The organism is Microcoleus sp. CAWBG27 (assembly GCF_020883145.1).
Taxonomy (GTDB): Bacteria; Cyanobacteriota; Cyanobacteriia; order Cyanobacteriales; family Microcoleaceae; genus Microcoleus.
In genome coordinates, this window is the sequence record NZ_JAHREU010000052.1 from 1 (window position 1) to 12694 (window position 12694).

The 12694-nt window shown below is 47.1% G+C and carries 11 protein-coding genes; 5 read left to right on the forward strand and 6 right to left on the reverse strand.

What is annotated here, in order from left to right:
- Positions 1–151 precede the first annotated feature (151 nt).
- A complete protein-coding gene (locus QZ938_RS23720; RefSeq protein WP_293150853.1) occupies positions 152–1516 on the reverse strand; it encodes a calcium-binding protein in 1365 nt (454 codons plus the stop codon).
- Positions 1517–1884: 368 nt separating this feature from the next.
- Between QZ938_RS23720 and QZ938_RS23725 the strand changes: the two genes are divergently transcribed.
- The 3 genes from QZ938_RS23725 (at position 1885) to QZ938_RS23735 (ending at position 4777) form a co-directional block, all read left to right on the forward strand.
- Positions 1885–3087 (forward strand): sensor histidine kinase, encoded by a 1203-nt coding sequence (locus QZ938_RS23725; RefSeq protein WP_293353679.1) that lies wholly within the window; start codon positions 1885–1887, stop codon positions 3085–3087.
- Between the two features lie 280 nt (positions 3088–3367).
- A complete protein-coding gene (locus QZ938_RS23730; protein ID WP_293158197.1) occupies positions 3368–4027 on the forward strand; it encodes a response regulator transcription factor in 660 nt (219 codons plus the stop codon).
- Between the two features lie 165 nt (positions 4028–4192).
- A complete protein-coding gene (locus tag QZ938_RS23735; protein ID WP_293158200.1) occupies positions 4193–4777 on the forward strand; it encodes a Uma2 family endonuclease in 585 nt (194 codons plus the stop codon).
- 315 nt (positions 4778–5092) lie between these two features.
- Here the strand turns inward: QZ938_RS23735 and argF are convergent, their stop codons facing one another.
- Together argF and dusB are read right to left on the reverse strand one after the other, a co-directional pair.
- On the reverse strand, positions 5093–6013 hold the full coding sequence (gene argF, locus QZ938_RS23740) for an ornithine carbamoyltransferase (RefSeq protein ID WP_293158202.1): 921 nt from the start codon (positions 6011–6013) through the stop codon (positions 5093–5095).
- Positions 6014–6175: 162 nt separating this feature from the next.
- Positions 6176–7189, reverse strand: coding sequence for a tRNA dihydrouridine synthase DusB (dusB, locus tag QZ938_RS23745; protein ID WP_293158204.1), 1014 nt, complete (start codon positions 7187–7189; stop codon positions 6176–6178).
- A gap of 632 nt (positions 7190–7821) precedes the next feature.
- Between dusB and QZ938_RS23750 the strand changes: the two genes are divergently transcribed.
- Together QZ938_RS23750 and QZ938_RS23755 are read left to right on the forward strand one after the other, a co-directional pair.
- Entirely contained in the window at positions 7822–9432 is a 1611-nt protein-coding gene (locus tag QZ938_RS23750; RefSeq protein ID WP_293158207.1) for a glucose-6-phosphate isomerase, read from the forward strand.
- 340 nt (positions 9433–9772) lie between these two features.
- Positions 9773–10513 carry a response regulator transcription factor gene (locus QZ938_RS23755; protein ID WP_293353677.1) on the forward strand — a complete coding sequence of 247 codons (741 nt, stop codon included), beginning with the start codon at positions 9773–9775 and terminating at the stop codon, positions 10511–10513.
- Positions 10514–10621: 108 nt separating this feature from the next.
- Here QZ938_RS23755 and QZ938_RS23760 read toward each other — a convergent pair whose 3' ends face one another.
- The 3 genes from QZ938_RS23760 to murB form a co-directional block, all read right to left on the reverse strand.
- The gene (locus QZ938_RS23760) at positions 10622–11083 is read right to left on the reverse strand and encodes a low molecular weight protein-tyrosine-phosphatase (RefSeq protein WP_293353675.1); all 462 of its coding nucleotides are present in this window, start codon (positions 11081–11083) and stop codon (positions 10622–10624) included.
- A 226-nt stretch (positions 11084–11309) separates the two neighbouring features.
- The gene (locus QZ938_RS23765) at positions 11310–11657 is read right to left on the reverse strand and encodes a YbaB/EbfC family nucleoid-associated protein (protein WP_194063602.1); all 348 of its coding nucleotides are present in this window, start codon (positions 11655–11657) and stop codon (positions 11310–11312) included.
- Between the two features lie 63 nt (positions 11658–11720).
- On the reverse strand, positions 11721–12677 hold the full coding sequence (gene murB / locus QZ938_RS23770) for a UDP-N-acetylmuramate dehydrogenase (RefSeq protein WP_293154226.1): 957 nt from the start codon (positions 12675–12677) through the stop codon (positions 11721–11723).
- Between the last annotated feature and the right edge of the window lie 17 nt (positions 12678–12694).

Sequence of the window (12694 nt, forward strand, 5' to 3'; positions counted from 1 at the left end):
TAATTTAACTGGCTCACTCAAGATCATTTTTAGCATCCCAATTACAGAAGTCACAACCGCTCATGTCAAATTTTTTGTTTCCTACTCTTCGAGGATAACTGGGATTATATTTAATTGCAAGCCCCTAAGCTGAAAGGCGCGCACCTGAAAACTAGCTGACTCTGAATTGCGTTGTATCGTTGATATTCAGACCAGAAGGTGCATCCTGAACGATCGCAATCAACTCAAGGGGCTGTGCAAATCCAGTTTTCTTGAAAATTCCCATATCTTGAGCTGCACTCCCTCCTTGCAGGGAATTGGGGACGGATCTGAGCTCATAGCTACTGCGCGATCCACCCAGTTGAATGAGATCCTCACCAACTTTGAAGTCAATGATGCGGGCAAAATCGCTCAGGCCATCAATGCCAGCGTTGCCATTGAACAAGTCCTCAAATTTGTCTAACACGCCGTTACCATCATCATAACTGGTTTGCCCGAGCTGTCCCAGCACAAAAGTATCTACTCCTGCACCGCCAATTAGCACATCAATTTCACCTTGGCCTCCTCCTATTGCGGCACCTTGAATTCGATCGTTCCCATTACCCCCGGAAAGAACGTCACTTCCTCCATTGCCCAATAGCGTGTCGTTCCCGTTACTGCTGAAGAGAAAATCATTGCCGTTACCACCACTAGCATCGATGTTTGCTGATACATTATTCGTATTCAGGCGATCGTTGCCTTCTCCCCCCGTGAATTGGATAAATTGGACGCCGCTTGCCACGCCTAGATTGCTGACACTCAAAACGTCATCGCCACCGCCACCGTTAATTGCATTAAAACTTTCTATGCCTGTGGTTGTTAAGGTTACGGGGACGAGATTGGTGCGTCGCAATACAACGTTCGATCCCGATTGGGCGAGTTCAATGTTATCCCCTTGCGCGATCGAACCGTTGAATAACAAGTTATCGCTTCCGCTGTCGCCTTGAATCAAATCGCTGCCGTCACCATCCACCCATTGAAAGTTATCATCGCCGTTACCACCGATCATCGTATCGTTACCCTTGTCGCCAGCTAGGAAATCGAACCCATCGCCACCTTCTAGCAGATCAGTATCGTTGCCACCTCGCAGGTTATCGTTTCCTGATTCTCCCCTTAAAGTATCGAATCCGTCTCCACCAATTAGGCGATCGTCCCCTGCCCGACCGGAGATGTCGTCATTGCCAAAGCTACCATCGATCTGATTGTTAAAAGCGTTGCCAGTTAAGACATCTTGATTGTTACCGCCAATTAAGTTTTCAATACCGATGAAAGTCCCGCTACCTCCAAAAAAAGTTGCTTTGTTCGTCTCTAAAGAAGCATTAATATTATTACTAAATCCCAGATAGGTCGCTGTATCATTTCCGTTTCCACCATCCAGAAGATCGTCCCCAAAAAAACCGCCAAATAGATTATCGTTTCCGTCCAAGCCCCGCAGGGTATCGCTCGCAGCAGTACCGTTCAAATTGTCGTTGCCGGGGGTTCCATTAATTAAAGCCATGTTCGTTGCTCCTAGATATTAAGTGAAGTATTGAGGCAAATCAAAACTGTTTGCTTTGGTTTGCTATGTCACAATCTTAGGAAATCAACTCGGTTAAACACATCTGAAAAACGTCTCGATCTGAGAGCATTTTGACATCAACGAAATGGATACTCTCGATCGCCCGCTCATCTGCCAAAAGTCTCGATCGCCCATTACTGCCAAGAGCGATGTTCGCGATACCTATCCCGATCGGCTATAACTTTAGTCATAGTTCCCAGGGGTAGCATCAGCGAAAGTTAGAAAATTGCCGAGTTTTATCGACATTCAGTCTGACTTGCAGTATTTTTTGGGAATACGGAGAGACACAAATACAGGAGGCCCCTGCCATGAATGCGATCGCACCTCTACTAAAAACCCAACCTCAACCATTTCGCTTTCTGCTGTACACCGAATGGCTCATGTTAGGCAGTTGTGGGATGATGGCCGCGATCGAAGCGTGGCAGCGTCAAAGCATTCCCGTACAGCACATTCTAATCCTGGTATCCCTAGGCTTGATGGGATGGATCTTACCCTCGGGCAAAACTTCGTTTCGCTATCTCTATACGGCGATCGAAATGAGTCTGATCTTCTACGGAACTACCTTGGGATATCTCCATATCCTACCGACGCTGTATTTGATCGTGTTGATTCGCAGTTGTTTTTTATTTGAATCTCCCGGTCGCTGGATTGTGGCAGGTCTGTCGCTGGTAATGTATATGTTTCATCAAGTTCAGTATCTTCAGAGGGTAACACCCCTGATGTTGCCTAATGTCGAGCAACAGCAAATTTGGATGCACCAAACGGCAGAATTGTTGATGTTTGCGTTGGGGCTATTTTTCGTGTCGCAGTTAGTCAGTACCTTGCTAGCAGAACGCAGAACCCAGGAACAACTATCGCAAGCCCACGCGCAGCTACGGGAATATGCCCTGCAAATAGAAGATTTAGCAGCGGTTCAGGAACGCAATCGGATTGCTAGAGAGATTCACGATTCGCTGGGTCACGCCTTGACTTCGCTCAACATTCAACTGCAAACCGCCGTGAAACTTTGGCAGCACGATCCCAAAGATGCACAACCGTTTTTAGAACAAGCCCAGCGACTCGGTAAGGTGGCGATGAAAGAAGTTCGACAATCGGTAAATGCGCTGAGGGCTGACGCAGAGGCAGAAGAACCCTTGGAACAGGGGATTGTCTCCCTGATCGAAGACTTTCGCCAGAGTACGGGTGTCACTGTTACCAGCAGCATTGCTGTGGAAGTTGTGTTACCGCCTCAAGTTGCCAAAACGCTGTATCGGGTCGTGCAAGAAGCATTGACCAATATTTGCAAATACGCCGAAGCTACCGAGGTGCGCCTGAAATTGCAAACAAAATGCGATCGAGTTCATTTGAGTATTGAGGATAACGGGCGGGGGTTCCAGTTGGAAAGTCGTGCTGGCGGGTTTGGATTGCAAGGAATGCGAGAGCGAATTGCTTCTCTCAACGGAGAGTTTCACCTGGAAACATCACCCGAAGCGGGATGCAGAATTGATGTTAGCTTGCCGTTAAGTAGGTAGGTGTGAGCATCAAAAAGCTGTAGGGGCGGGTTCACCAAGGTCTTTAAAGCTTGCAGATAGCTTAAATAAACCCGCCCCCACCCCACAAATAACCCCCAAATACCCCCCTAAGATTGAGATTGCTGCAAGATTTGAGTAGGTACAAATAAAAGGGATGAGTAATTCAGACCTAGTATTACTCGATGTAACAAAATGTAAAACTCACCTAACGCCTTTCCGTGTTTTTTCTTTGTCTGTGTAATTAAGAACTATCATGGGATGAGAGATTGAGGAATATCCCATGATTAGTCTGTTGTTAGTGGACGATCAGCAGCTTATCTGCCAAGGGCTCAAGGCTATGTTAAGCCTAGAATCAGATTTAGAAGTGGTTGGAATTGCCCATAACGGTAAAGCTGCCCTAGAGCAAGTCGAAGCTCTCCAACCCGATGTTGTATTAATGGATTTGAAAATGCCCGTCATGGATGGTAGAGAAGCAACTCGCCTGATCTGCCAGTCGTTTCCCAACACGAGTGTCTTGGTTTTAACTACCTTTGATGACGATGGATACATTGTTGATGCGATGCGGGCCGGGGCTAAGGGCTATTTATTGAAAGATATGCCGTCGGAAGAGTTAGCACAGGCAATTCGTTTGGTGCGATCGGGTTACACTCAACTGGCGCCTGGTTTAATGGACAAGCTAATGACAGGATTTGGTGCTGCACCTACGACTCCAACACCTACTACTCAACCCTCGAAACTTCCTGATCTGGCACAATTAACCCCGCGGGAACAAGAGGTATTGCGGTTGATTGGTAAGGGTTTAACCAATCGAGATATTGCCCAGCAGTTATTTATTTCTGAGGGAACGGTGAAAACCCATGTCACTCATTTACTGAATCGGTTGAATTTGCGAAATCGATCGCAGTTGGCAATTTACGCTAATTCTGCGATCGCCACCTGAATTATGTGAACGTTTTATTGTTTTTTTATTAACCGCAGAGAGCGCAGAGGGCGCAGAGAGTTGGAATGGAGAGGCTGCACAATCCCGCTCGGATTACCGCTGCATACTTTACGTCAGCTACAATCATATTATCCTGGATGGAATTGCGATATTTTTGGTGAAGCTATGCTGATAACAGAAGCCCCTTTTACGCTCCGCAAATGGACAGTTAAAGAATATCACAAGCTGGGAGAGATGGGATTTTTTCACCCAGAGGAGCGAGTTGAACTACTTTCAGGAAATATCATCACAATCAGTGATAAAGGAACTGCTAACACTTCCGCCACGAGACGCACTGCTAATGTACTGCGAGATATTCTGGGAAATCAGATTGATGTTTATTACAAAAGCCCGATCGCCCTTGACGACAATTCTGAACCTGAACCGGATATCGCTGTAGTAATAATAGATCCGTTTGACTACGCTACTCACCATCCGATTCCCTCAGAAGTATATTTAATTATCGAAGTAGCAGACAGCAGCTTAGCTTACGATCGCGAAGTTAAATCCAAAATCTACGCGCGATCGCGAATTGCCGACTATTGGGTATTAAATGTGAATGAGAGACAACTGCACGTTTTCCGAGAACCCACTGAAGATGGATATCAAAGCGAAGTCATTCTTGAGGAAACTGCCAGCATTTCACCGCTCCAATTTCCCGCTGTTAATATCGCAATTGGGGAAATGCTGCCACCTATTATATCAAATTGAAAACCGATATCAAACTAATCCAATAATTGCCGTCGGTTTTGATCCAATACGGTTCAGATAAAACGGTGGTTGAAATAACGGAAGACTCAGAATATCACGTAATTTTAACCGCCTACTCTTCAACCCACGGAGGTGGGTTTTGTCTGTGTAGACGCGGTTTCAACCGCCGTCTTATCTACTCTTCAACCCACGGAGGTGGGTTTTGTCTGTGTAGACGCGGTTTCAACCGCCGTCTTATCTACTCTTCAACCCACGGAGGTGGGTTTTGTCTGTGTAGACGCGGTTTCAACCGCCGTCTTATCTTATCTTATTAACCTAATCGCTTTCGAGGATGCTAGCCAGCAAAGCTTGCTGGGCGTGCATCCGATTTTCCGCTTGATCCCAAACGCGCGATCGCGAACCTTCAATCACCGCATCGGTAATCTCTTCATCTCGGTGTGCCGGCAAACAGTGTAGTACGATAGCATTGCGATCGGCCATTTCTACCAGTCGCTCGTTTACCTGATAAGGCTCAAACAAAGGAATCCTGAGTTTAGCTTCCTCTTCCTGTCCCATACTTGCCCAAACATCAGTGTAAATGACTTGAGTATTCTTAGCAGCAGCTTCCGCATCAGCAGTCACAGTAACTTCTGTTTTGCCATTCGCGATCGCCTGAGCTTTTGCCACTATCTCAGGATTTGGGAGGAAATCTTCAGGACAAGCAATTCTGACATTCATCCCCATCATTGCACACCCCAACATCAGCGAATTTGCCATGTTGTTGCCGTCTCCAAAATAAGTCAACGTCAGTCCTTCCAGCTTTCCAAAACACTCTTTGACTGTCATTAAATCAGCCAGCACTTGACATGGATGTTCGTCATCTGTCAGAGCATTAATTACAGGAATTTTGGCATAATTGGCAAAGGTTACTAAATCCTTTTGCTCAAAAGTCCGAATTGCCAAAATATCTAAATATCGGTCTAAAACCCTGGCTGTATCTACCAAAGGTTCGCCACGGCTGACTTGTGTTACATTGGGATTGAGGTCGATTACTTGCCCTCCCAATTTATACATTGCCACCGTAAAACTCACCCGGGTTCGTGTCGAAGCTTTGGAAAATAACAAGCCGAGAACTTTGTTGCGTTTCAGCTTGACCATTCCCGATTTTAAACTGGTTGCGAGATCCAGTAAATAATTTAATTCGTCAATGCTTAAATCGGCCAGACTTAATAAATCTCGCCCTTTTAATGAGTCCATGCTTTCCCCTACACACAAATTTTCAACTGTTAATAAAAACGGTTCGTAGTGAGGACTTTAGTCCTCTGAATTAGAGGACTAAAGTCCTCACTACGAACCTTACTTTTTGCGAGCGATTGGACTCGCAACAGCGGGCTTTTGGCGAGCCCCTCTCCCAGGGTTTTAAACTGCGGGCAATTGCTCGATCGCGCGATCGATCGAATCACAACCTTGCTCAACCGTTTCTACTACAGCCAACACACCCCGCAATTCCGCAGCACCGGGGAAGCCCTTAGCATACCAGGTTAAGTGCTTGCGCGCTTGAGAGACACCGCTTTCACCTTTGTATTCCCACAAAGCCCGCAGATGTTCCTTAGCACATTCGAGAAGTTCAATTGGTGTCGGAGGTATCTTTTCTACACCTGTTTTCAAGAAATAATCGACTTCTCCCACCAAGAATGGATAGCCCAAAGTTCCCCGCGAACACATCACTCCGTCGGCGCCAGTTTCTTCGAGACAGCGCACCGCTGCTTCCACTGAAAAAATGTCTCCGTTACCAATCACGGGAATCGATAAAACTTCCTTAACGCGGCGAATCCACTCCCATTTTGCCGGGCCGGTGTAACCTTGCGATCGCGTGCGGCCGTGGACGGTAATCATTTTTGCTCCCGCATCCTCCATCCGCTTAGCAAATTCCAAAATATTAATTTCTTTGTCAGTCCAACCGATGCGAGTTTTCACCGTCACAGGAACATCTACAGCATCCACAACCGCCCGCACAATTGCTTCGGCATTTTCCGGATCTCGCAGCAGCGAAGAACCGCCGCCGTTTTTAGTAATTTTGTTAACGGGACAGCCCATATTAATATCAACTGTATCCGCTCCTTCTGCCACAGCTTTCTGCGCCGCTTCCGCCAAGAAATTCGGCCGGCAGTCAAACAATTGAATGCTAATCGGGCGCTCGTTTGGATCGATTTCCATAATTCGTGGCAGTTGCTTCACGTAGTGCAAACCTGTAGCGTTGACCATTTCGGTGTACATCATCGAATCCGGGGCATAGCGGCGCACCAGGCGGCGAAATACCAAATCGGTTACGCCGGATAAGGGCGATTGCAGGACGCGACTTTTGACTTCTAAGTCGCCGATTTTCAGCGGAGTTGCTAATCTTTCTTTTAATTCTGGAGATAGGGTAAGCATAGTCGATCGCACTTTTAATTATAATATCTGTATATTCCAATACGTTTCTCTTAGCGCTGTTTATTGCCCGGAGATCCCCCTCGCATCCCCCTTAAGAAGGGGGACTTTGAAAATACTCTTGTCCCCCCCTTAACAAGGGGGAGTAGGGGGCAAGCTAAGGGGGGATCAGTCTTAAGTGAACCGTATTGCTGTATATTATACTACAATTTTGGTATTTGACAGTTGTTCATTATATTTTTAGCCGATGATTGAGTGACAGCTAAAAGTATATTTAACCAGACTGCAATGCCTATTTGAAAGGGACTTCCCAAAATTTAACTGTTGTCAAACTAAAACCCAAAGCCGAACCCGGACAACATTTAAATCTATTTCTCGCTGTCGCTTGACTTTTGAGCTATCTATGGGGCGTTGCCACCAATGGGCGATCTACCTACTAAAACTGTCGCGCAAGTCACTTTTTTATTCCTTAATTCTGCCACAGTCTTCTGCCTGTCGGAGGGTTCCGCCTTCAGACGAGTAATGCTTAAATTTATTGGGATTCTGCAAAAGCCATACATAACATCGTTTTAAACTACAATTGGTTGATTCCCGACTAGCCCGATCGCACATTATAAAAATTGTAGAGAATTCCTATGGATGCCACAGCACTCTGGCAACGCTACCAAGACTGGCTTTACTATCACTCTGGATTGGGGCTTTACCTCGACATCAGTCGCATGGGATTTGACGACGCTTTCGTCGCCACAATGAAACCCAAATTTGACAAAGCTTTCAAAGACATGGCAACTTTGGAAGCAGGCGCGATCGCCAATCCCGACGAAAACCGCATGGTGGGCCACTACTGGCTGCGAAACCCCGATTTAGCTCCCACTCCAGAATTAAAACAAGAAATAGTCGAAGGCGTATCACAAGTCGAAGAATTTGTCAAAAAAGTTCAAAGTCGCGATATTAAACCGCCATTTGCTCCGCAATTTACCGATATTATCTCGATCGGCATTGGCGGTTCTGCCCTCGGCCCTCAATTCGTCGCCGAAGCGTTATCCCCAGATATTGGGCCCCTAGCAATTCATTTTATCGACAACACAGATCCGGCTGGGATCGATCGCATCCTCAACAAAATCAAAGACAAACTCAGCAGCACCTTAGTAATTACTATCTCCAAATCCGGCGGCACCCCCGAGCCCCGCAACGGCATGATCGAAGTTCAAAAAGCCTTCGCCGCCCAAAAACTCGACTTCGCCAAACAGGCAATTGCCATCACCGGCACAGACAGCCAACTAGACAAATTAGCCAAATCCGAAGGCTGGATTGCCAGCTTCCCCATGTCAGACTGGGTGGGAGGACGCACTTCGGAACTCTCAGCAGTCGGACTTTTACCAGCAGCTTTGCAAGGTATCGACATTCGGGCGATGCTCGATGGCGCTAAAGTCATGGACGAAGCTACCAGAATTCCCGACATTAAAAACAATCCCGCTGCCCTTTTAGCCCTCTCCTGGTATTTTGCCTGCAACGGACGCGGCGAGAAAGACATGGTAGTTTTGCCTTACAAAGATTCCCTGCTATTGTTCAGCCGCTATTTGCAGCAATTAGTCATGGAATCGATCGGCAAAGAAAAAGATTTAGACGGCAACACAGTTTATCAAGGAATCTCAGTCTACGGCAACAAAGGCAGTACCGACCAACACGCCTACGTCCAGCAACTCCGAGAAGGCGTGCCGAATTTCTTCCTAACATTTATCGAAGTTTTGGAAGACAGGCAAGGAATTTCTCCAGAAGTAGAACCGGGCGTCACCTCGGGAGATTATTTATCTGGTTTGTTGCAGGGAACTCGACAAGCTTTGTACGAAAATCATCGAGATTCAATCACCGTCACAATTCCCCAAGTCAACCCTCGGACAGTAGGAGCATTAATCGCCCTCTACGAAAGAGCCGTAGGTTTTTACGGTTCCTTGGTAAATGTCAATGCCTATCACCAGCCAGGGGTTGAAGCCGGTAAAAAAGCGGCCGCTGCTGTGTTGGATTTGCAGCAACTGGTGCTGCAAGTTATCAAAGACGCTCCAACACCTCTGTCTGTATCAGAAATAGCAAAAAAAGCCGGAAGACCAGAGCAAATCGAGACAATTTACAAAACTCTGCGGCATTTGGCAGCCAACGGGCGCGGCGTAGCTTTGCAGGGAACATTAGCGCAACCTGGTACTTTAACTGCAACTTATCAGAGAGATGGGTCTAAAACCCCTTCTTGAGTGGCAGGCTTTTCGCCATTGTTCAGTAAAATAACAAATCCATCTTCACAAATGAATATGGTAAAATAAACACATCAGACAAGATTTAAAAACCTACCCCCTCCCGGTGGGAAAGTCTACGCCCAAAACATTTTGAGGAGACATGACTACGCACTTAATCGTGTAAACGCAGTCAGCGAAAGGAACCCTAACAATAGGGATATTTTGACAGAAATGTCTTAAAAATCCCCGTACCTTGATATTCGGGGAGTGTCAACAACAGAATTAAACAGTAGAATTAAAAATTAAAAGTGATTAATTTCACTTTTGATTTTTAATGTTTAATTTTTAATGTCCGCCCATGCCCTTGACGATTCTGGTTGCTGACGACGATTTCGCGACGCGCTTGTCGATTACCGATTATCTGGAAATTACGGGATACTCTGTAATCGCTGCTGAGAACGGCAAAGATGCTTTAGGCTTGGTAGAGGAATTTCAGCCACATTTGATTGTTACCGACATTACAATGCCCGAGATGGATGGCTACGAATTCGTGCGTCGAGTTCGGACTCGTCCCGCCTTCCGATTGCTACCGGTGATTTTTTTGACGGAACGCACGAGCACGCAGGAACGGATTCGGGGCTATCAGATGGGGTGCGACAATTTTCTGGCTAAGCCTTTTGAACTCCCGGAATTGGGCGCGGTAATTCGCTCTTTGCTCGATCGCTACGCTCTAATTGCTCAGGCACCGTCTCGTTCCCCCGAACCCGAACAGATGCCAACAGCGACAGGTATCACCGCCAATGACCAGCCTCAAACTGATTTTTTAACTCAAAAACCAGAAACGCGCGATTCCCTACGGGATAGCTCGTTCGCGCGGGTATATGGCACTGGCGATGCTCCGAATTTGACGCAACGAGAGCAGGAAGTGCTAGATTTGGTGACAGAAGGTCTTTCTAATGTTCAAATCGGCGATCGGCTCCACCTCAGTCCTCGCACCATCGAAAAGCACGTCAGCAGCTTGTTCAGAAAAACTGAAAGCAACAACCGGGCAGAACTGGTTCGCTTTGCGATGGAACACCATTTGGTCGGTAATTGGTAATTGGGCATTGGCCAAACAGGGCATTGGCCAAACAGGGCATTGGGCAGAGGTTATTTTGATCGACCAATAACCAATAACCAATAACTAATAACTAATAATCACCGACTACTACTTCACATACTCCAACAAACCCTCGCAGGCATCTAACAGTAAATCAATTACCCGATCGAATCCCTCCGGCCCACCGTAGTAAGGATCTGGAACTTCCTTCAAGTCGTGCGATCGGCAAAATTCGCACATCAAGCGCACTTTATCTTTATATTTTCCCGCAGTATCAACAGCCAGAATATTGCGATAATTGTCGCGATCCATCGCCAAAATCAAATCAAAATTTTCAAAATCTTTCCTGTTAAATTGGCGGGCTTCGCCTAACAATTCAATCTTGCGCTTTCTCGCCGCCAACGCCATGCGGTTGTCAGGGGGGCTGCCAATGTGATAGCCGCCAGTTCCGGCTGAATCGCAGGTAATGCGATCGCTCAAACCAGCTTGTTTAATTAAGTGATTCATAATATTTTCTGCTGAAGGCGATCGGCAGATGTTGCCAAGGCAGACAAACAATAATTTAGTCATTAGTTATTTGTTATTTGTTATTTGTTATTTGTTATTTGTTATTTGTTATTAGTCAGTCAACAGTCAACATTGCTAATTTGTAGGGTACGTCGCCTTCGACAACCTGCAAGTTCCATGAACGATCGTAGGGCGACGCACCTTACTATAGGGGTTTTCCAGAAAGTTTAATCAGTCAAAAGTCAACAGTCAACTGATGGCTGATGACTGCTGACTGCTGACTGAGCGCTTAGAAACCGGGGAGATTAAGTCCGCCGGTCAGTTCTTCCATTTTCTCCCGCATCGTTGCCGTAGACTTAGTGTAGGCATCCTGCATCGCCACCGTGACGAGTTCAGAAACCACATCAGCACCTTCACCGAGGGCATCCGGTGAGATTTCGACGCGGCGGGGTTCTTGGTTGCCGCTGAGAAAAACCTTAACCAAGCCGCCGCCGGCAGTTCCCTCAATTTCCATTACATCCAACTCTTCTTGGAGCTTTTTAGCTCCTTCTTGAACCTGCTGAGCTTTTTTGAAAGCTTCAGTCAGTTCTTTCATTTTGCCCAAGCCGAAGCCAAATCCTTGTCCTGATTTTGTCATAAGTCGTTTGTGATGGTGTGTGGGGTGGCAGTGTGCCGTTTCCGCGTTACTTCTAATGATGCCTTAGGAGGGAAACTCTCCCAGTATTCTAACTTCTGGCTCCAACAACAGCGACCACCGCTGCTCGACTTGCTGTTGAACGTGGCGGATCACTTGAAAAATATCGTTAGCCGTTGCTGACCCGCAGTTAAGAATAAAATTAGCATGACGCTGAGCTACTTGTGCGCCGCCGATCTGATATCCCTTCAGTCCCGCTTGTTCGATTAACCAGCCTGCTGCCTTGGGGCTGGGGTTGCGGAAAACTGAGCCGCAGCTAGGCAGATGGTAGGGTTGACTTGTCCGCCGCTGGCTGAAATTGTTATTGGTTTCTGCCATGACTTGCGATCGATCGAATCCCGGCTGCAACTGGAAAGTCGCTTCTGTTACCAGTCGATCGCCCCCTTGCAACACTGAAGTCCGGTAACGATAGCCTAAACCTTCTGGTGTGAGAATTTCCACCTTACCATTAGGAGATAGCAGGCGAGCGTTGACTAGAATATCAGCAGCACAGCCCCTGTGAGCGCCTGCATTCATCACCACAGCCCCTCCCACAGTGCCCGGTATGCCAACTGCCCATTCGAGGCCTTTCCAGCCCCGCTTAGCCGCCAACCAAGCGAGGCGGGGGATTGACTCCCCCGCCCCGGCTGTAACTTGACCTGTTTCTGCATTAAAGTTTACCTGTTTCAGGTAGCGAGTGGCGACGACCAAACCGGACAAACCCCGATCGCTCACCAACAAATTAGAACCCGCGCCTAGGAGAGTCACCGGTATCCCTTCATCGTGCGCCCAGGTAAAACTCGCTTGCAAAGCCTCCAGACTGCGGGGAGCGACGTACCACTCAGCCGGGCCGCCGACTCGGAAAGAAGTCAGGCCAGCCAAAGAAACTTGAGAATTAATTTTACAGTCAGTTCCCCGCAAAGAAATAGGAGAATACACTCGCCGATTTTCCTTCACACAGGAGTCATTCGATATAGTCACCATCTTGAAAATCCTTAAAA

Coding starts and splice junctions, on each gene's coding strand:
- dusB (WP_293158204.1), bottom strand. CDS start 7,189: ATGCTTACCCTATCTCCAGAATTAAAAGAAAGATTAGCAACTCCGCTG.
- argF (WP_293158202.1), bottom strand. CDS start 6,013: ATGGACTCATTAAAAGGGCGAGATTTATTAAGTCTGGCCGATTTAAGC.
- QZ938_RS23750 (WP_293158207.1), top strand. CDS start 7,822: ATGGATGCCACAGCACTCTGGCAACGCTACCAAGACTGGCTTTACTAT.
- QZ938_RS23725 (WP_293353679.1), top strand. CDS start 1,885: ATGAATGCGATCGCACCTCTACTAAAAACCCAACCTCAACCATTTCGC.
- QZ938_RS23760 (WP_293353675.1), bottom strand. CDS start 11,083: ATGACTAAATTATTGTTTGTCTGCCTTGGCAACATCTGCCGATCGCCT.
- QZ938_RS23755 (WP_293353677.1), top strand. CDS start 9,773: ATGCCCTTGACGATTCTGGTTGCTGACGACGATTTCGCGACGCGCTTG.
- murB (WP_293154226.1), bottom strand. CDS start 12,677: ATGGTGACTATATCGAATGACTCCTGTGTGAAGGAAAATCGGCGAGTG.
- QZ938_RS23735 (WP_293158200.1), top strand. CDS start 4,193: ATGCTGATAACAGAAGCCCCTTTTACGCTCCGCAAATGGACAGTTAAA.
- QZ938_RS23765 (WP_194063602.1), bottom strand. CDS start 11,657: ATGACAAAATCAGGACAAGGATTTGGCTTCGGCTTGGGCAAAATGAAA.
- QZ938_RS23730 (WP_293158197.1), top strand. CDS start 3,368: ATGATTAGTCTGTTGTTAGTGGACGATCAGCAGCTTATCTGCCAAGGG.
- QZ938_RS23720 (WP_293150853.1), bottom strand. CDS start 1,516: ATGGCTTTAATTAATGGAACCCCCGGCAACGACAATTTGAACGGTACT.